Genomic DNA, 18,208 nt, shown 5'->3' with positions numbered 1-18,208 from the left:
GTCGGTGGTCGTACGGGACGCTAGGCCCTCTCCGTCCGGAAAGCGGACGGAACGCCTCCCCCGCCACCGGAAAGGGTGGTCATCGGCCGCCGGAGGCATGGAACCCGGGGTCGCGGGGTGCGGGGCCGCGGGACCCGGGGTCCCGGCCCACGGGGCCGCGGACGGCCGCCCACGCGTCGGCGACCATGGCGTCCAGGCCGGAGCGGACCGGCCGCCAGCCCAGCACGCGGCGGATGCGGGCCGTGTCGGCGAGCAGCACGGGCGCCTCCCGGCGGGGCGGCAGCCGCCTCACCGGTACCGGCAGCCCGGTCACCCGCTCGACGGCGGCGACCACGTCCGCGACCGAGGCGGCGGTGGCGCCGACATTGCACACCTCGGCGCGGCCGGGGCGGCAGGCCGCGAGGGCCGCCGCGCAGGCCCGGGCCACGTCGGCGACGTGGACGAAGTCCCGGACGGCGGTGCCCTCCCCGGGCACCTCCAGGCGGTCGGCGCGGCCGGCGGCGACCGCCAGCGCGCGGGGGACGACCCGGCTGCCGTCGGCGTCGCCGCGCCCGGCGACGGCGCCCGAGACGTTGAACGTCCGCAGCACCACCGCGCCCGCGCGGCCGTCCGCGACGGCGTCGCGCACGGCCTGCTCGGCCTCGGCCTTGGAGGCGCCGTACGGGTTGTCGGGGCGCAGCGGGGCGTCCTCCGCCACCGGCTGCCGGTCGGGGGTGCCGTAGACGGCGGCGGTGGAGGCGAGGACCAGCCGCAGCGGGCCGTCGGAGGCGGCCAGCAGGGCCCGGGTGCCGCCGGCGTTGACGGCGCGGTAGTCGGCGGGCCGCTCGAAGGACTCGCGGACCCGGGTGAGGGCCGCGAGGTGGCAGACGGCGTCCACGCCGCGCAGCGCGCGGCGCAGGGCGTCCGCGTCCCGCACGTCGGCGTGGACGGTGCGGGCGGCGGGGAGCGGCGGCAGGGCGGTGCCGGGCGGACGTCCCGTCAGGGCGACGACCTCGTGCCCGTCCTCGGCGAGCCGGTGGACCACCGCCGAGCCGACGAATCCGTACGCCCCCGTGACCAGTACCGAACCGCCCACCGCAACCCCCCGGCCGCTCCGCTCCGACGGGGCCCATCATGCCGTTCGGGGCGGGGCCGCCGGGGCCGTCCGGACGGCCGGGTGGCGCGGGGGTGCGGGAGCGCGGGGGTGCGGGGGTGCGGGAGCGCGGGGGTGCGGGAGCGCGGGGGTGCGGGAGCGCGGGGGTGCGGGAGCGCGGGAGCGCGGGAGCGCGGGGGTGCGGGAGCGCGGGGGTGCGGGGGTGCGGGGGTGCGGGAGCGCGGGGGTGCGGGAGCGCGGGGGTGCGGGAGCGCGGGGGTGCGGGCCGCCCGTGGCGGCGCCGGCCGCCCCCGCCGCACCCGCCCGTCCGAGTGGGCGACGCACTCTGGACACCGAAGTGTCATGAACACATAATCCTTGCCCAGCCCCATCCGCTCCACCCGCCCGACCCGTGACGGACCACCGCACGGGTGCTGCCTTGCATGCCCGTCCGGGCCCGCAGCCAACCGAGGAGCACGATGCAGCCCACCACCCGGCTCACCGCCACCGCGCTATCCGCAGCGGTCACCGCCGCCGCCGTCACCGCCGCGCTGCTGCCCACGGCGGCCACCGCCGCCGCAGCCGGCCGGCCGCACCCCTCCCGGGCCTCCGCCGTGGCCGGGGCCGACGCCGCCGTCACCGCCCACGCCCGCGCCCTCGGCGTCACCGCGGCCCAGGGCCGGACCGTGCGGGACGTCGTCGTCGACGCGGACGGCGCCCAGCACGTGCGCTACGACCGCACCTACCGCGGCCTGCCGGTGCTCGGCGGCGACCTCGTGGTGCACCTGGCCCCCGGCGGGGCGTACGCGGGCGCCGACCGGGCCGCCCGCTCCGACCTGGCCGTCCCGACGACCACGCCGGCCGTGGCGCCCTCCCGCGCCGCCGACGGCGCGGTGGCCTCGCTGCGCGCCGCCGAGCGGGGCCGGGCCCTGCGGCAGGCCAAGGCGAAACCGGAACTGGTGGTGGACGCCCTGCACGGCGCGCCGCGCCTGGCCTGGCGGACGACCGCCGTGGGGCTGGACAGCCTGGGCAACCCCGCCGCCCGGGTGGTGCTCACCGACGCCCGCACCGGCGCCCGCATCGACGCCTGGGACGCCCTGGAGACCGCGGCGGGCGACGGCGCGTCCCTCTACAGCGGCACCGTGCCGCTGGAGACCACGCTCTCCGGCAGCAGCTACCAGCTGAAGGACGCCACCCGCGGCAACACCTACACCGGCGACGCGGCGGGCAGGACCGACAGCTGCTTCTTCGGCATCTGCTTCTCCCGGGCCCCCGCCACCGTCTTCACCGACGCCGACAACCACTGGGGCACCGGCACCACCGCCGACCGCGCCAGCGCCGCCGTCGACGCCCAGTACGGCACCGACGAGACCTGGGACTACTTCAAGAACGTCCACGGCCGCAGCGGCATCGCGGGCGACGGCAAGGGCTCCTACAACCGCGTCCACTACGGCAGCGCGTACAACAACGCGTTCTGGGACGACAGCTGCTTCTGCATGACCTACGGCGACGGCGACGGCACCACCTTCGGGCCGCTGGTCGCCCTCGACGTGGCCGGGCACGAGATGTCCCACGGCGTCACCTCGCGCACCGCCAAGCTCACCTACTCCGGCGAGTCGGGCGGCCTCAACGAGGCCACCTCCGACATCTTCGGCACGCTGGTGGAGTGGTACGCCGCCAACTCCTCCGACAGCGGCGACTACCTGATCGGCGAGCGGATCGTGAAGTCCGGCTTCGGCAAGGCCGCGCTGCGCTTCATGGACAAGCCGTCCAAGGACGGCAAGTCCGCCGACTGCTGGTCGTCGGGCGTGGGGAACCTCGACGTCCACTACTCCTCCGGCGTCGCCAACCACTTCGCCTACCTGCTGGCCGAGGGCAGCGGGGCGAAGACCGTCAACGGCGTCGCCTACGACAGCCCCACCTGCAACGGCTCCACCGTCACCGGCATCGGCCGCGACCGGCTGGGGAAGATCTGGTACCGGGCGCTGACGGTCCACATGACCTCGGGCACGAACTACGCGGGCGCCCGCACGGCGAGCCTCAGGGCCGCCACCGACCTCTACGGGGCGGGCAGCGCGGAGTACAACGCGGTCGCCGCGGCCTGGTCCGCGGTGGGCGTGAACTGAGCATTCGTCAGCAGCGATGCGGGCCCGGGGCGTTGCCCCGGGCTCGTCCTGTTCACGCCAAATCCACGATCGGGATTCCGTTTGTGTGGGTGTCGCAGGGGCGTTCGGGGTACCGTGCCGTCGGCAGCGGGGGCAGCGGCGCCTCCGGACGACCGGCGAGTGGAGTGGCGTCAGTGGACCGTCCGACCTGGGCACCGCAGGGGATCGACCTCACCAGGGCCAGCGCGGCCCGGATGTACGACTTCTTCCTCGGCGGGTCGCACAACTTCGAGGTCGACCGCGAGGCCGGGCGCCGGGCCCTGGAGATCCTGCCGGACCTGCCGAAGATCATGCAGGCCAACCGGGCCTTCATCCGCGACGCGGTGCGGCACGCGGCGGCGTCCGGCGTCACCCAGTTCCTCGACATCGGCTCCGGCATCCCGACCTTCGGCAACGTCCACGAGATCGCCCTGGAGGCCTCCGCGGACTCCCGGGTGGTCTACGTCGACCACGACCCGGTGGCCGTCGCCCACAGCCAGGCGCTGCTCGCCGACGTGCCGCAGGCCGACGTGGTCGAGGCGGACCTGCTGCGGCCCAAGGAGATCCTCTCCCGGGTCCAGGAGGGCGGCCTGCTCGACCTCGACCGGCCGGTGGCCCTCCTGCTGGTCGCCGTGCTGCACTTCGTGGAGGAGTCCGCGGACCCGTACGCGCTGGTGGCGGAGCTGCGCGACGCGCTGGCACCGGGCAGCGTCCTGGTGCTCTCCCACGCCAGCCAGGACACCCGGCCGGAGGAGTCGGCCCGCATCGAGGAGCTGTACGCGCGGGCCGGCACCCCGTTCGTGATGCGGACCCGGCCCCAGGTGGAGCGCTTCTTCGAGGGCTTCACACCGGACCCCGGCGTGATGCTGATCGCCGAGTGGGGCGACAACGCCCAGGCCGCCGGCGACGACCCGGGCCGCTTCAGCGGGTACGTGGGAGTGGGACGCAAGCCGTGAACGGTCCCACCCCGTCCGGGGACCCCGCCCTCGCGCGGGGCCCCCGCCCGGCGGCCGGCCGGGGCACGGCGGCCGCCCCGGTCCCGGCCGGCCCCGGCCGGGGCCACCCCGGACAGCACGCCCCCGGCCCGGCCGCGCCCGGCACCCCCCGCCCGCCGGACACCCCCGGCGTCCCCGGCCCCCTCGGCGCCCCCGACCCCCTCGGCGCCCTCGGACAGGAGGCCCGCGACGCCGTCGGCCGCTTCGCCGCCGTGTGGTGCCGCGCCCTCTACCCGGTGTCCACCACCTCGCTCAGCCGCGCCGAGCTCCAGGCCTACCTGGAGCCGCTGGCCGCGCGCCTGCACACCCTGCTCTCCGCCCGCCCGTTCCACCCCTGGCCGGCCCGCGAGGTCGGGGCCGCCCTGGTCCGCGCCCACTGCACGGACCCGCAGGCGCTCGCGCAGAGCCTCGACGTCATCGAGTCCTACCTGCTGCTGTACTGCCCGACCGGCCTCGGCGGCGAGCCCGGCACCGCCCGCAGCCGCCTCACCCGCCTCCAGCACCACCTCGCGGCCGGCTACGCCCGCGAGCTGCGGGAGCGGGCGCTGGGCGAGCAGGAGGCCATCTCCCGGGCCGCGCTCACCGCGCAGGTCCGCGCCGAGCAGGCGCTGCGCGCCAGCGAGGCGCGCTTCCAGGCCCTCTTCCGCGACTCGGCCATCGGCATCGGCATCGCCGACCTCCAGGGCCGCATCACCGACGTCAACGGCGCCCTCGCCCGCATGCTGGCAGCCAGCCCCGAGGACCTCACCCAGCTCAACGTCAACGACTTCGTCCACCCCGACGACACCGACGGCGTGTGGGAGCTGTACCGGGACTCGGTGCGCGGCGACCGCGACCACTTCCGCGCCGAGAAGCCCTACTTCCGGCAGGACGGCTCCGTCGTCTGGACCGACCTCACCGTCTCCCTCATCCGCGACGACCGGGGCCTGCCGCAGTACCAGGTGGCGATGATGGAGGACATCACCGAGCGCCGCATGCTGCACGACCGGCTCCACCACCAGGCCACCCACGACCCGCTCACGGGACTGCCCAACCGGACGCTCTTCCTGGAGCGGCTGAACACCGCCCTGGCGCCCGGCTCCCCCGTCCGCAGCGTGGGCGTCTGCTACCTGGACCTCGACGGCTTCAAGGCCGTCAACGACAGCCTGGGCCACCGCGCGGGCGACCAGCTCCTCACCGCCGTCGCCGAGCGGTTCCGCCGCTGCGTGGACGACCCGGGCCGGACCGTCGCCCGCATGGGCGGCGACGAGTTCACCGTCCTCGTCCCCGACCCGGACGGCGAGGAGGAGATGGTGGCCCTGGCGCGGCGGCTCACCGGCTGCCTCGCCGACCCCGTCGACGTCGCGGGCCGCCCCCTCTCCCCCACCGTGGGCGCGGGCGTCATCGTCTGCGCGGCCGGCGCGCTGGAGCCCGCCGAGGTGGTGCAGGCCGCCGACATCGCGCTGCTGCGGGCCAAGGCGGAGGGCGCCGGCCGCTGGGCCCTGTACGACGCCGACAGCCACGCCCGGGAGATCGCCCGCTCCACCCTCTGCACCCACCTGCCGCTGGCCCTGGAGCGCGGCGAGTTCTTCCTGGAGTACCAGCCGCTGGTCTCGCTGGCCGACGGGGCCGTGGTGGGCGCCGAGGCCCTGGTGCGGTGGCGGCACCCGCAGCACGGCCCCCTCGGCCCCGACAGCTTCGTGCCGCTGGCCGAGCAGACCGGGCTGATCGTGCCGCTGGGCCGCTGGGTGCTGGAGACTGCCTGCCGGCAGGCCCGTGCCTGGCAGCGGGCGCTGCCCGGCACGCCGCTGCGCATCAACGTCAACCTGGCGCCGCAGCAGGCGCGTTCGCCCGAGCTGGTGCACGACGTGCTGCGGATCCTCAAGGAGGCCGGGCTGGAGCCGGAGGCGCTCTGCCTGGAGGTCACCGAGAACGCGCTGATCGGCGCCGACGACCAGGCCCTGCACGCCCTGCGCCGCCTCACCGACCACGGCGTCGCCGTCGCCCTGGACGACTTCGGCACCGGCTACTCCAACTTCTCCCACCTGCGGCGGCTGCCGGTCCACGGCCTCAAGATCGACCGGTCGCTCGTCGGCGACCTCGCCGGTCCCGGGGTGCCCGACCCGACGGCCGAGAAGATCCTCACCGCCCTGGTCTCCCTGGCCCGGGCGCTGGGCCTCACCGTGACGGCGGAGGGCGTCGAGACGGCGGAGCAGGCGGACCGGCTGCGCAGCCTGGGCTGCGACACCGCCCAGGGCTGGCTCTACGGCCGTCCGGGGTCCGCCGAGGCGTTCCCCGAGAGGGCCGCCGGGCTCGTCGCGGCGCGGGCGGCCCTCACCGCGACGGGCCCGGCGGCGCCGACGGCGGTCGGCCCGCCGCCGTGACCCCGCCCCCCGGGGCGGGGGGCCGCGTCCGCCGCGGCCCGGGGCGGCACGGGCCCGCGGCCGGGGGCGCAGGCCCGGAGGGCAGCGGACGGCGGGCAGGGTACGGCGGGCAGGGTACGGCGGTCCGGGGGCGGCGGAACCAGGTCGCCCGGAACCTGGCCCCGGCGATCAGCGCGCTCCTACGATGGGGCCCGACAACGGTCCGTCAGGAACAGGATGGTCAGCATGCCCGAGATGGCGTCAGAGGTGGACCAGACCCGCCCGAGCATCGCCCGGGTCTACGACTACCTCCTCGGCGGCAAGGACAACTACGCCGCCGACCGGGCCGTCGGGGACCACTTCAAGGTCAACCTGCCCGGTTCGGTGGCGATCGCGCACACCAACCGCGCGGCGCTCACCCGGGCGGTCCGCGACATCGCCGCACACACCGGCATACGCCAGTTCCTCGACATGGGCAGCGGGCTGCCCACCGCCGACAACGTGCACCAGGTCGCGCAGCGGCACGCCCCCGGCTCGCGCGTGGTGTACGTGGACATCGACCCCATCGTGCTGGCCCACGGCCGGGCGCTGCTGGAGGAGAACGAGCTCACCCGCGTCATCCAGGCCGACGTGCGCGACCCGGAGGCCATCCGCCACCACCCGGACACCACGGCCCTCATCGACTTCGACCAGCCGGTGGCCGTGATCCTCTCCGCGATCCTGCACCACGTGAACGACGACGAGGACCCGGGCGCCATCGTCCGCTACTGGCGCGACCAGGTGCCGTCCGGCAGCCACGTCTTCATCTCGCACTTCCGCTCCGGCGCCAACGCGGAGACCGCCGAGGCCGAGGCGAAGCTGCAGGAGACCTTCGGCCGGGGCCGCTGGCGCACCGACGACGAGCTGCGCGCCCTCTTCGACGGCCTGGAGCTGCTGGAGCCGGGCGTCGTCACCTGCGCGTCCTGGCGGCCGGACCCGGAGGACGGCATGTCCCGCATCGGCGAGGAGCAGCGCGAGCCCGGCGTCTGGGAGCAGCTGATCGCGGCGGGCCTGGGCCGCAAGCCGTGACGCCGCGGGGCCGTGGCCCGGTGGCCGGGTGACGCCGTGACGTCGTGACGCCGTGGCGTCGTGACGCCGTGACGCCGTGACGCCGTGACGCCGTGACGCCGTGGCACGGCGCCGCACGGGGCGGGGACGGCGGAGGGGCGGCCCGGTGACCGGGCCGCCCCTCCGTGGTTCCGTGCTGCGGCGCCTCCGCGCCTCCGTCAGACGGCCGCGCCGCGGCGGCGCAGGCGGCGGTTGAGCACCCAGCCGCCCGCGACGGCCGCCGCGGCGGCACCGCCGAGCGCGGCGGGCAGCGCCGCCGAGGAGCCGGCGGGGGTGGCGGCGGCGACCGTGCCGGCGTCCTTCAGGCCGACCCGGGCGGGCCGCACGGGGTGCGCGGGGATCGGGCCGGCGGACTTCACGGACCCGTCGGCGTTCAGCAGGACCTGCTGCCGGTTCGGGTGGCGGAAGTCGAAGGCGTGGGTGAGCTTCCCGGCCCGGCGGTCGAAGGAGGAGTCGCCGATGCGGCCGGTGCCCCAGTTGTCCTCGATGAAGGCCGTGATCGAGGCCTGCTCGGTCGGGGTGTGGTCGACGTGGTTGACCTTGGAGTACGGGGAGATCACCAGCAGCGGCTGGCGGGCGCCGGGGCCGCAGCGGTCCTGGTAGCCGCCCTTGGCCGCGGGGCCGGCCTGGCAGGCCGGGGAGTCGGTGGGCAGCCCGTTGGAGCCCTTGGTGGCGTCGGTGGAGCCGTTGCGCACCGGGGCGTAGGCGTGGTCGTACCAGCCGTCGGAGTCGTCGTAGGCGACGACGACGGCGGTGTCCTTCCACTCCGGCGACTGCTGGATGCGGTTGATCTCGGAGACGAGGAAGTGCTGCTCGTCGAGCGGGTCGGAGTAGGCGGCGTGGCCGTCCTGGTACTCCGGGGCCTTGAGGAAGGAGACGGCGGGCAGGTTGCCGTCGGCCAGGGCCGCGTCGAAGTCGCTCATGTCGTACTGGTGGTTGGCGCGCCCGGCGTGGCCGATCTCGGCGACGGAGGCCGGCGGCAGGTGGTGCGGGTTGGCCGTCGACCTGTAGTACTGGAACGGCGCGTGGTGGGGGCTGTAGTCGACGGAGGCGTTGCCCGCGACGTTGGCGTGGGTGGTGCCGCCGCACTTGGCGTAGTGGCCGGCCTGCCCGTCCCAGGGGGTGCTGGGGCGGAAGCCGCCCTGGAACCAGCCCCAGCTGACGCCCTTGGCGTTGAGCAGGTCGCCGATGTTGCGGCCCTTCATCGCCGCCAGCTTGTAGCTGCTCGTGTGGTCCTTGTCGGAGCAGTCGTCGTAGGCGGGGTCCGGGTCGTTGATCACGGTGCCCACGCCGTGCGCGTCGGGGGAGGCCACGGTGTACGGGTCCGGGGTGGAGGTCTGCGCCGGATTCTCGGTGCCGGTGGCGGGGTCGACCGAGACGACGCCGTGGGTCTGGCCGGCGACCAGGTTGAGCGCGCCCGGGGTGGAGGGGCCGTAGGTGGAGCCGAAGGCCCGGTCGCTCAGGGTGTAGTGCTGGGCGTAGTTCCACAGCGCGGTGACGGTGTTGCCGTCGTAGTAGTCCATTACCAGGCCGGGCTCGCCGTAGAGGGTGCCGGAGCACTTGCCGGAGTCGGTGTACTGGACGAACTTGTCCGCCTTGCCGCCGTCGTAGGCGAGCTGCTCGGCGCCGTAGTTGTGGTTCTGGTCGCAGGTGACCGCCTGGGCGGGGCCGAGCCGCTTGGGGGCGTACTGGTTGGGGTTGTCCTTCAGCAGGCCGGCGGCGCTCAGGGTGTCGATCGAGCGGGGGGTGCCGGGCGCGGCGTGGAAGGGCGTGCCGTCGGTGTTCACCGCCACCGGGTAGGTCCCGAAGTAGTGGTCGAAGGACACGTTCTCGCCGTAGATCACCACCAGGTGCTTGATCGGCGTGGCGGTCCGGGCCGGGCCGCCGCCGTGCGCGGGCGCGGCGGAGGCGGGCGCGGCCGCGGCGAGGGCGGTGAGGGCCGCGGCCGCGGCGAGGGCGCCGGCGCGGCGGGCGGACCGGCGGACCGGCGGGCTGGTGAGTCTCCTGCTGGGCATGTCTGGCCTTCCGGGCTGAGCGGGACGACGGGGTTGATCCTGACGCGGCCCGGCGAGCGGCACGCGGGCTGCGGGCGGCGGTCGGATGAACTGATGGTCAGGAGATCCCCGGGTTTCTTTGCCCGGGCATTGCCTTCCCGTTCCGCGGCGGCCCATGACGGCCGCCGGCCCCCGGCGGGCCGGCGTCCGGCGGCGGCGCCGCGGTCACGGCAGCAGCCCGCGGCCCAGCCGGTCCGCGCCGTCGCGCACGCCCGGCAGGACGAAGAAGTAGCCGCCGCCGTAGGGGGTCACGTAGTCGGTCAGCGGCTCCCCCGCCAGCCGCCGCTGCACCGCCGCGAACTGCCGGTCGAGGTCCTGCTGGAAGCAGCAGAAGACCAGGCCGGTGTCGAGGTCGCCGTCCGCCTGCAGGCCCCGGTCGTAGCTGTAGCCGCGCCGCAGCATCCGGGTGGGCGCGGCGGCGGGGGTCCGGGGGTTCGCCAGGCGGATGTGGGCGTCGAGCGGGATGACGTCGCCCTTGGGGTCCTGCGCGTACCGCGGCGCGTCGTGCTCGGCGGAGCCGTCCAGCGGGGCGCCGGTGTCCCGGGCCCGGCCGATGATCCGCTCCTGCTCGCCCTGCGTCACCCGGTCCCAGAACTCCACGTGCATCCGGATCAGCCGCACCACCTGGTAGCTGCCGCCCACCGCCCAGTCCGGCTCACCGGTGCCGGGCCCCACCCAGACCAGGCGGTCCATCGCGGCGGCGTCCGCGGTGTCGGGGTTGGCGGTGCCGTCCTTGAAGCCGAAGAGGTTGCGGGGGGCTCCCTCCGGCCGCGGCGGGGGGACGAAGCCGTCGACCCGCCACCGCGCCTGCATCAGGCCCCGGGTGCTGCGGGCCACGTCCCGCAGGGCGTGCAGCACGGTGTCGGGGCTGTCCGCGCAGAGCTGCAGCAGCAGGTCGCCGTGGCACCACGCCTCGTCGGGCGCGTCGTCGGGGAAGACGTCCATGGGCCGCAGGCGGCGGGGCCGGCGGTCCGCGAGGCCGTACCGGCCGTCGAAGAGCGAGGCGCCGACGGCGACCGTGCCGGTGAGCCGGTCGGCGGGCGGCACGGGCCCGAGGACACCCGCGTCGGCGGGCGGGGCGCCGACGCCCGCGGGCTCCGGCGCTCCCCCGGCGGTCAGCAGGCGCAGCCGGTCGGTGAGGGTCCGCAGCAGTCCGGCCAGCTCGCCGCGGTCGCGGGCGGTGACGTCGAAGGCGGCGAAGACGCCGTGGCGCTGCGGCGGGGTGAGGACGCCCGCCTGGTGGCGGCCGTGGAACGGCACCGCGGGCGCCGGCCCGGTGCCGGCGGGGGACGACGCCCGGGCCGTCTCCGCCGCGCCCACCGCCGCCGCACCGGCGGCCGCACCGGCCGTCCCCGCCGCCAGCGCGCCGCGCAGGAACGACCTGCGGCCCACTCCCTGCCGCCGGTTCACGAGGTCCTCCTCGGGTCGCACACCGCCGCCACCGCGGCCAGCCGCTCCGCCAGGGCGCCGAAGTCGGCCTCCAGGCGCTCCCGCCGCACCGCCGGCAGGGCGCCCGGGAGCGGGCGGGGGCCGCCGGGCCGGACCGGGCGGACGGCGTCCAGGTCGCGCCGGGTCCGGTCGAGCCACCGCTCGGTGCCGGGCAGGCCGGGGTCGCGGCGGACCAGCAGCGGGCGCAGCAGGCCGAGCACCTCGGCGGTGCCGTCGAGCCGGGCGCGGGCGGTGTCGAGGACGGAGCCGCTGCCGTGGTCGGTCCGGCCGGACAGGTCCAGGCGGAGGGTGTCCTCGGTGATCTCGTGGGCCCGGACGCCCAGGTCGGCGGGGTCCATGCGGGTGTCCGCCCAGTGGCGGCGCAGCGCCGCCACGTCGTCGGCGAGCCGCCGCACGGGCCCGCGCAGGGCGGCGGCGGACTCCCCGTGCCACAGGCCGTGCTCGATGCGGTGGAAGCCGGTGAAGGCGGGGTCGCGGACGCCGAGCGGGCGTCCCTCGGCGAGGCCGTCGACGGCCTCGCCGAGGGCGCCGAAGGCCCCGTAGGCGGCGCCGAGGCGGGCGTAGGCGAGGTGCGCGTCCAGCCAGGCGCTCCGGGCGGCGGCGGTGTCGCCGCGGTCGACGGCGGCGCGCAGGGCCGCCACCTTCCCGGTGAGGCGGTCCAGTCCGGCGGCGACCCTCGCCTGGTAGGCGATCGCGGGCGGGATCAGGTCGTGGACGGTGACGGGGAGGACGGCGGGGCCGCCCGTGCGGGGCCCGGCGGCCACGCGGACGGTGGGGCCGGTCACCGCGTCCGCGTCGTCGGGCAGGCAGCGGAAGGCGTAGCTGCCGCGGCCGAGGACCGCCTGCAGGGGGCGCGTGACACCGGGCGCGAGACCCTCGATCTCGCCGAGCAGGGCGCCGGTGGCGGCGTCGGTGAGGTACACCTCGGTCGCGTCGGAGGAGGTGTTGCGCACGTCGAAGACCTGGCGGCCGGGGTGCGGGCGGTCCCAGCCGCGGCCGCAGGAGCCCGGGGACGCCTCGACCGCGGTGCGGGGCAGGCCGTCGGGGGGTGCGGGCGGGCCGGCCGGTGCGCCGGCCGGCAGCAGCACCGCGGCGGCCGCGGCGGCCGCCGCCGCGGCGAGGGCCGCCGGCCGGGCGGGGCGGCGGAGTGGGGGGCGCATGGAAGCCGATGCTAGGCGCGCGGCGGGGTCCCGCGCGGCCCGCGACGGGCGGGGCGGCCGGAGTTCGCCGGAAGTTCCCCCGCACGCCGCCCGCGGGGCACCCGGTGCGGCCGGGGGACCGGGCCGACACGCCGGGCGCAGCGGGCGGACCGGATGCGGAGCGCGCCCATCCGCGGACGCTTCGGCTCCGAACCAGTGGTGGGGCGGGCGGGGCGCGGGGGCGCCCCGCCCGCCCGCGCGCGGGACCGCCGGGCCGGCCCCCCGCACGCACCCTGCCGCCCCTTGCCGCCCCTGCGACCAGGAACGGCGGCGCCCCGCGGCCCCGCGGACCGTCGAGCTCCTGCCCGACCTCTCCCTGCCCGGGGTGCGCCGGGACGGCGAGCGGGGCTCCGCACTCCCCCGCCGCTACACCGCCGCCCGGGGCCGGCGCGGACCGGGCGGCGGGGGCTGCCGGGTGCCCGGCCGCAGCGGGACGGCGAGGGCGGCGCCGACGGCGAAGCCGATGACGTGGGCGGCGTACGCGACGGTGCCGGCCTCGGTGAGGCCGTACCCCGCCGAGTAGAACGCCTGGAGGACGAACCACAGGCCGAGCACCACCCACGCGGGCAGCCGCAGCGGGATGAAGAACAGGAACGGCACCAGGCTCCACACCCGCACCCGCGGGTACAGCACCAGGTAGGCGCCGAGGACGCCGGCGACGGCGCCGGACGCCCCGATCAGCGGCGTCCCGGACCGGGGGTCGAGCAGCGCGAAGCCGTACCCGGCGACGTACCCGCAGAGCAGGTAGAAGAGCAGGTAGCGGACCCTGCCGAGGCGGTCCTCGATGTTGTTCCCGAAGATCCACAGGAAGAGCATGTTGCCCAGCAGGTGCACCCAGCTGCCGTGCACGAACATGGCGGTGAGCACCGACAGCACCGGCGACTTGCCGTAGTCCGGCGGGGCGAGGAGGCAGCCGGGCCCCTGCGGGCCCACCCCCGTGCCGCCGGTGGGCACCAGCTCGGGCGTCCGGCCCAGGACCAGCTCGCGCGGGACGGCGCCCCAGTGCTCGATGAAGGCCTGGAGGCGGCACAGGTCGGCGAGGGCCGTGCCGCCTCCCGGGGAGGAGACCACCCCCGGCGTCAGCAGGAAGACCGCGAGGTTGGCGGCGATCAGGGCGTAGGTGACCCACGGGGTGCGGCGCACCGGGTTGAGGTCGTGCACGGGGATGACCACAGAGGGCTCTCTGCCCGCGCGCGCCGCGGGCCAACCGGCGGCCGACCGGCGGAGGCCGGCGGCAGGCAGGCGGAGGCCGGCGGCAGGCAGGCGGCCGGACCCCCGGGAGGGCGAGGCCGGGGGGCGCCCGGCGCGCGCGCCGCGGACGGAGCTGTGAGGATCGGACGGGGCACGCACACGGGGGCACGCACGAGGAAGGCGGCGTCGGATGGCGGAGCAGGCGTGGCGGTCCATGCCGGGCACACCGTGCTGGGTGAGCCTGATGGCGCGCAGCCTGGACGCGGCCCAGGAGTTCTACGGGTCGCTGCTGGGGTGGGAGTTCCGGGCGGCGCCCTCGGCGCGGCTGGGCCCGTACCTGGAGGCGGTGGTCGGCCACATGCCGGTGGCGGGCATCGGCGCGATGGCGCAGGACCTGGGCTTCCCCGTGTCGTGGACGGTCTTCTTCGAGGCGGAGGACGCCGACGCCCGCGCCCAGGCGGTGCGCGAGTCGGGCGGCACGGTCGCGGTGGGCCCGCTGGGCTTCCAGGACGGCCGGGCGGCACTGGCGGCCGACCCGGCGGGCGCGGTCTTCGGGATCTGGCAGGGCGACAAGACGCCCGGCTGGCGGATGCGGCGCTCGCGCGGGGTGCCCGCCTGGATCGAGCTGCAGACCCGGGACGCCTTCGCGGCGGCGGTCTTCTACGGGGAGGTCTTCGGCTGGGGGTCGGACCCGGAGGGGCGCAGCGACGTGGCGTGGGAGCACGACCGCGTGGTGCTGCGGGTCGACGGGCACCCGGTGGCGGGGCTGTGCGGGGGTGCCGTGGAGGCGGCGCCGGACCCGCGGGTGCGCCCGCGCTGGGACGTCTTCTTCGCGGTGCCGGACGTGGACGCGGCGGCCCGCGCGGCGGCGGCCCTGGGGGGCGAGGTCGCCGGGCCGCCGACGGACACCCCGTACGGGCGGGTGGCGGCGCTGCGGGACCGCGAGGGCGGCCTGTTCCGGGTGGCCGACCTGCGGGCGCCGAACGGCCGGGAGGGGACGGCCTGCCTGCCCGTGGCCTGAGCGGGCGGGGACGCGGGACGCGGGCGGGCGGAGGCGGGCCGGGAAGGGGACGTATCCGGAATACCGGACGGCGGCGCGGGGTTGGCGGGTACGGCGACGGCCGGAACGGCGGTCGCGACCACGACCAGGCTCCAGGAGCGCGCACATGGCGACTTCCACGATCGATGTGACCAAGGACGACTTCGTCCGCACCGTCGAGGGCGACGGCATCCGGCTGGTGGACTTCTGGGCCTCCTGGTGCGGCCCCTGCAAGGCGTTCGCCCCCGTCTACGAGCGGGTGGCCGCGGCCAACCCCGACGTCGTCTTCGCGAAGGTCGACACGGAGCAGGAGCCGGAGCTGTCCGCCGCGCTGGAGATCACCTCCATCCCGACACTGATGGTGTTCCGGGACGGGTTCCTCGTCTTCTCCCAGCCGGGCGCCCTGCCGCAGGCCGCGCTGGAGGACCTGCTGGCGCAGGTGCGCGCCCTGGACATGGACGAGGTCCGGAGCCGGGCGGCCAAGGCGCAGAACTGACCGGACGGGCGGGCCGCCCGGTCACCCGGGCGGCCCAGCCCCGCGGAATCCCCCGTTCCCCGCGGGGACCGCAGGTCCGCGCGCCCGCACCCCGGTCCGGACGTCCGTGCGGTCCTCGAACGCGCCTCGCACGGATTGCGGCGCGGCCCCGGCCGGACAGCATGGGTCGTGAGGGCGGCAGGGGCGCGGGGCCGGACGGGCGGACCCCGGGCGGACGCCGCCGCGGCCGCAGCCATCCGGGAGGACGACCGTGGGATTCGTGGGACTGCTGACACGCGACATAGCACTCGACCTCGGTACCGCATCCACCCGGATCTACAACGCGCACGGCGGCATCGCCGTCGACGTGCCCACGGCGGTCGCCGTGAACACCACCACCGGCCGCATCCTCGCCATCGGCGCCGAGGCGGGCCGCATGCACGGCCGCACGCCCGCGCACGTGAAGGTCGTCCGCCCCCTGCGGGCCGGCAACATCGACGACTTCGAGGTCGCCGAGCGGATGCTGCGCCACCTGCTGATGCTCGCCGGGCGCGGCCGCGGCCCGGCCCGCACCCAGGCGGTGGTCTGCGCCCCGTCGGACACCACCGGCGTGGGCCGCCGGGCCGTCCTCGACGCCTGCCGGGTGGCGGGCGTGAGCCGCGTGCGGCTCATCCCCAAGCCGGTCGCCGCGGCACTGGGCGCGGGGCTGCCGGTGCAGGAGGCCACCGGCACGCTCGTCGTCGACGTGGGCGCCGGGACGACCGAGATCGCCGTGCTCTGCCTGGGGGGCGTGGTCGCCGCCCGGTCCGTTCCGGTCTCCGGCGACGTCCTGGACGAGGCGATCCGGACCCGGCTGCGCAAGCGCCTCCAGGTGGACGTCGGCCGGCACACGGCGGAGCGGCTGAAGACCGGCCTGGCCGCCGCCGACGCGGCGGGCCGGACCCTGACGGTACGGGGCCGGGACACGTCGACCGGCATGCCGGTCACCCTGGCGGTGGAGGCGGACGAGGTCCGTGCGGCCCTGCGCGACCCGCTGGAGCGGATCGCGGCGGAGGTCGTCGCGGTCCTCGACCGCTGCCCGCCGGAGCTGTCGCGCGACCTCCTGGGCCGGGGGGTCACCCTCACGGGCGAGGGCGCCCGCCTGGACGGCCTGGAGGAGCTCCTGCGGCGGGCCACCGGGACGCCGGTGCACATCGCCTCCGAGCCGGGGACGGCGGCCGTGCGCGGCGCGGGCCGCTGCGCCGAGGACCCCTCCCTGGCGAACCTCCTGGAGGCGGTCTCCCACTGACGTCCGCACGGCGCGGCGGCCCGCGGTCCTGCGGGGTCCGAGCGGGCCGGACCTGCGCAGGACCGGTTCCGGGAGGCCTGGTCCGGGAGGCCGCGGCGATGCCGGATCCGCCCGGTCGGGGACGGGTCGGACCGGCTGCGGCGGGTTTGCCCCGGCCCTCCCGGGAAACCCGGCGCAGTAGGGGGGCGTCGAAGCGCGGGGACTGCGAAGGAGGCCGACCATGGCCCGAACCCAGGTGTACGAACCGGCAACCGAGCAGCGGGGGCACGTCCGCGGGGCCGACCGCGCCTCGGTGGGAGAACTCGTCGGCGAGCTCGGCCGGGACATGTCGCTGCTGGTGCGCCAGGAGATGGCACTGGCCCGGATGGAGCTGAAGCAGGAGGCCGCCAAGGCCGGCAAGGGCGCGGGCATGCTCGGGGGCGCCGGGTACGCCGGCCACATGCTGGTCCTGTTCGGCAGCCTCGCCGGGGTCTTCGGCCTGGCCCACGTCATGGACATCGCCTGGGCGGCCCTGGTGGTGACGGGTGTGTGGGCGCTGGTCGCGGGAGTGCTGTTCCTGACCGGGCGGCGGAAGCTGCACGCGGTGCACCCCAAGCCCCAGCACACCATGGAGACGCTGAAGGAGGACGCGCAGTGGGCTCGACACCCGAGGAGCTGAGGCACGAGATCGAGGACACCCGCCGCCATCTCACAGAAACGGTGGACCGGATCGCCGACAAGGTGACGCCGGGCCGGGTGGCGCACCGCCGCACCGAGGACGCCAGGCGCAGGCTGGGCGACGCCCGCGCCTCCGTCGCCGGCACGGCGCAGAGCACGGCGCAGCGTGTGCGGAGCGCGGTGCACCTGCCGCACCGCGGCACGGTGGACGGACACGGCAACGGCAACGGCAACGGGTCCGCGGCGGCCGTCCCCCCGGCCGGGGCGGTCCCGGCCGCCGGCGCGGAGCCGGCGGCGGCCATGGGGCCGATGGCCGGGGCGGTCCCGGTGACCGGCGCGGGCACGGCGGCCGACGCCGGCCCCGGGGCGGTTCCGGTGGCCGGCGCACCGGCCGTGGGCGGCGTGCCCGCCCCGGGCGAGGCCGCGGGCGCGCACCCCGCCACCGGGGCGGAGGGCGTGGCCGGACGCCTGCGGAGGCAGGCACCGCTGACGGCCGGGGTGCTGGCGGCCTGCGCGGGCGTGGCGACCGCGGTCGTCGTCGTGCGGAAGGGGACGCGCCGCGGCGCGGCCTCCTGGCCGAGCAAGGCGCCGCGGACCACCGCGCGGGCCCGCCGGGGCACCGCCGGGGCGCTCGCCGCCTGGCCGGGCCGGACGCGGCGCAGGGTCTCCTGGACCCGCAGGGGCGCCGCCGCCGGGGCGCTCGCCTCGTGGATGAGCCGGCCCCGCCGCGCGGCCGCCTGGACGCGGAAGGGCACCGCCGCCGGCAGGACCGCGGCCTCGTGGACGGGCGGGGGCGCCCGCCGCACCGCGGCCTGGTCCCGCAGGGGCGCCGCGGCCGGGGCCGTCACCTCCTGGGCGAGCCGGCCCCGCCGCGCGGCAGCCTGGACCCGCAGGGGCGCCGCCGCCGGAAGGACCGCCGCCGCCTGGGCCGACCGGGTCGGCCGGACCCGGTGAGGGAGCCGCCGGGCCCCTGAGGAGGGCGCAGAGGACGCGGACCGCCGCGCGGACCGCCCGGAGCACCGGGCCGGGGCCGCGCGGCGGTGCGCGTCACGGCCGGGACGGGCCGGGACAGGTCCGGACGGACCGGGCCGGGCCGGGGGACGCGACCGCAGGGCGCCGCGGGACACCCGGTCCCCAGCACCGGGCCCGGGAGCGCCGGACGCAGGAACGCCGACCCCGGGGGTACCGCGACGCAG

At 77.3% G+C, this 18,208-nt stretch carries 14 protein-coding genes; 9 read left to right on the top strand and 5 right to left on the bottom strand.

Annotation, left to right across the window (positions count from 1 at the left end; genetic code table 11):
* Positions 1-79: 79 nt before the first annotated feature.
* Positions 80-1,075, bottom strand: a complete 996-nt coding sequence (locus ACFY07_RS11070; protein WP_390868394.1) for an NAD-dependent epimerase/dehydratase family protein — start codon at positions 1,073-1,075, stop codon at positions 80-82.
* 476 nt (positions 1,076-1,551) lie between these two features.
* Between ACFY07_RS11070 and ACFY07_RS11065 the strand changes: the two genes are divergently transcribed.
* From ACFY07_RS11065 to ACFY07_RS11050, 4 genes are all read left to right on the top strand, one after another.
* Complete coding sequence (locus ACFY07_RS11065) at positions 1,552-3,198, top strand: M4 family metallopeptidase (protein ID WP_390868393.1); 1,647 nt, start codon at positions 1,552-1,554, stop codon at positions 3,196-3,198.
* Positions 3,199-3,371: 173 nt separating this feature from the next.
* Positions 3,372-4,172, top strand: a complete 801-nt coding sequence (locus tag ACFY07_RS11060) for an SAM-dependent methyltransferase (RefSeq protein ID WP_390868392.1) — start codon at positions 3,372-3,374, stop codon at positions 4,170-4,172.
* Positions 4,169-6,574: an EAL domain-containing protein gene (locus ACFY07_RS11055; RefSeq protein WP_390868391.1), complete on the top strand. Its 2,406-nt coding sequence runs from the start codon at positions 4,169-4,171 to the stop codon at positions 6,572-6,574. Before ACFY07_RS11060 ends, ACFY07_RS11055 begins: the two co-directional genes overlap by 4 nt.
* 216 nt (positions 6,575-6,790) lie before the next feature.
* On the top strand, positions 6,791-7,621 hold the full coding sequence (locus ACFY07_RS11050; protein WP_390868390.1) for an SAM-dependent methyltransferase: 831 nt from the start codon (positions 6,791-6,793) through the stop codon (positions 7,619-7,621).
* A gap of 197 nt (positions 7,622-7,818) precedes the next feature.
* Here ACFY07_RS11050 and ACFY07_RS11045 read toward each other — a convergent pair whose 3' ends face one another.
* The 4 genes from ACFY07_RS11045 to ACFY07_RS11030 all read right to left on the bottom strand — a co-directional run bounded on the left by ACFY07_RS11045 (position 7,819) and on the right by ACFY07_RS11030 (position 13,535).
* Complete coding sequence (locus ACFY07_RS11045; RefSeq protein WP_390868389.1) at positions 7,819-9,675, bottom strand: phospholipase C; 1,857 nt, start codon at positions 9,673-9,675, stop codon at positions 7,819-7,821.
* Between the two features lie 204 nt (positions 9,676-9,879).
* Positions 9,880-11,124 (bottom strand): iron uptake transporter deferrochelatase/peroxidase subunit, encoded by a 1,245-nt coding sequence (gene efeB, locus ACFY07_RS11040; RefSeq protein WP_390868388.1) that lies wholly within the window; start codon positions 11,122-11,124, stop codon positions 9,880-9,882.
* Complete coding sequence (locus ACFY07_RS11035; protein ID WP_390868387.1) at positions 11,121-12,323, bottom strand: imelysin family protein; 1,203 nt, start codon at positions 12,321-12,323, stop codon at positions 11,121-11,123. Before ACFY07_RS11035 ends, efeB begins: the two co-directional genes overlap by 4 nt.
* A 405-nt stretch (positions 12,324-12,728) precedes the next feature.
* Positions 12,729-13,535 (bottom strand): rhomboid family intramembrane serine protease, encoded by an 807-nt coding sequence (locus tag ACFY07_RS11030; RefSeq protein WP_390868386.1) that lies wholly within the window; start codon positions 13,533-13,535, stop codon positions 12,729-12,731.
* Between the two features lie 208 nt (positions 13,536-13,743).
* Between ACFY07_RS11030 and ACFY07_RS11025 the strand changes: the two genes are divergently transcribed.
* The 5 genes from ACFY07_RS11025 (at position 13,744) to ACFY07_RS11005 (ending at position 17,966) form a co-directional block, all read left to right on the top strand.
* Positions 13,744-14,574 (top strand): VOC family protein, encoded by an 831-nt coding sequence (locus ACFY07_RS11025; protein ID WP_390868385.1) that lies wholly within the window; start codon positions 13,744-13,746, stop codon positions 14,572-14,574.
* Between the two features lie 145 nt (positions 14,575-14,719).
* On the top strand, positions 14,720-15,088 hold the full coding sequence (locus ACFY07_RS11020) for a co-chaperone YbbN (RefSeq protein WP_230649645.1): 369 nt from the start codon (positions 14,720-14,722) through the stop codon (positions 15,086-15,088).
* Positions 15,089-15,347: 259 nt separating this feature from the next.
* On the top strand, positions 15,348-16,355 hold the full coding sequence (locus tag ACFY07_RS11015) for a rod shape-determining protein (protein ID WP_390868384.1): 1,008 nt from the start codon (positions 15,348-15,350) through the stop codon (positions 16,353-16,355).
* 220 nt (positions 16,356-16,575) lie between these two features.
* Positions 16,576-17,013: a phage holin family protein gene (locus ACFY07_RS11010; RefSeq protein WP_230649649.1), complete on the top strand. Its 438-nt coding sequence runs from the start codon at positions 16,576-16,578 to the stop codon at positions 17,011-17,013.
* Complete coding sequence (locus ACFY07_RS11005) at positions 16,989-17,966, top strand: DUF3618 domain-containing protein (RefSeq protein ID WP_390868383.1); 978 nt, start codon at positions 16,989-16,991, stop codon at positions 17,964-17,966. The genes ACFY07_RS11010 and ACFY07_RS11005 overlap by 25 nt, the downstream gene beginning before the upstream one ends.
* Positions 17,967-18,208: the final 242 nt, after the last annotated feature.

The organism is Streptomyces sp. NPDC001380, from assembly GCF_042895785.1.
Lineage (GTDB): Bacteria > Actinomycetota > Actinomycetes > Streptomycetales > Streptomycetaceae > Peterkaempfera.
This window is presented reverse-complemented; position numbering and strand designations above follow the sequence as displayed.

Coding starts and splice junctions, on each gene's coding strand:
- ACFY07_RS11065 (WP_390868393.1), top strand. CDS start 1,552: ATGCAGCCCACCACCCGGCTCACCGCCACCGCGCTATCCGCAGCGGTC.
- ACFY07_RS11050 (WP_390868390.1), top strand. CDS start 6,791: ATGGTCAGCATGCCCGAGATGGCGTCAGAGGTGGACCAGACCCGCCCG.
- ACFY07_RS11045 (WP_390868389.1), bottom strand. CDS start 9,675: ATGCCCAGCAGGAGACTCACCAGCCCGCCGGTCCGCCGGTCCGCCCGC.
- ACFY07_RS11035 (WP_390868387.1), bottom strand. CDS start 12,323: ATGCGCCCCCCACTCCGCCGCCCCGCCCGGCCGGCGGCCCTCGCCGCG.
- ACFY07_RS11025 (WP_390868385.1), top strand. CDS start 13,744: ATGGCGGAGCAGGCGTGGCGGTCCATGCCGGGCACACCGTGCTGGGTG.
- ACFY07_RS11020 (WP_230649645.1), top strand. CDS start 14,720: ATGGCGACTTCCACGATCGATGTGACCAAGGACGACTTCGTCCGCACC.
- ACFY07_RS11010 (WP_230649649.1), top strand. CDS start 16,576: ATGGCCCGAACCCAGGTGTACGAACCGGCAACCGAGCAGCGGGGGCAC.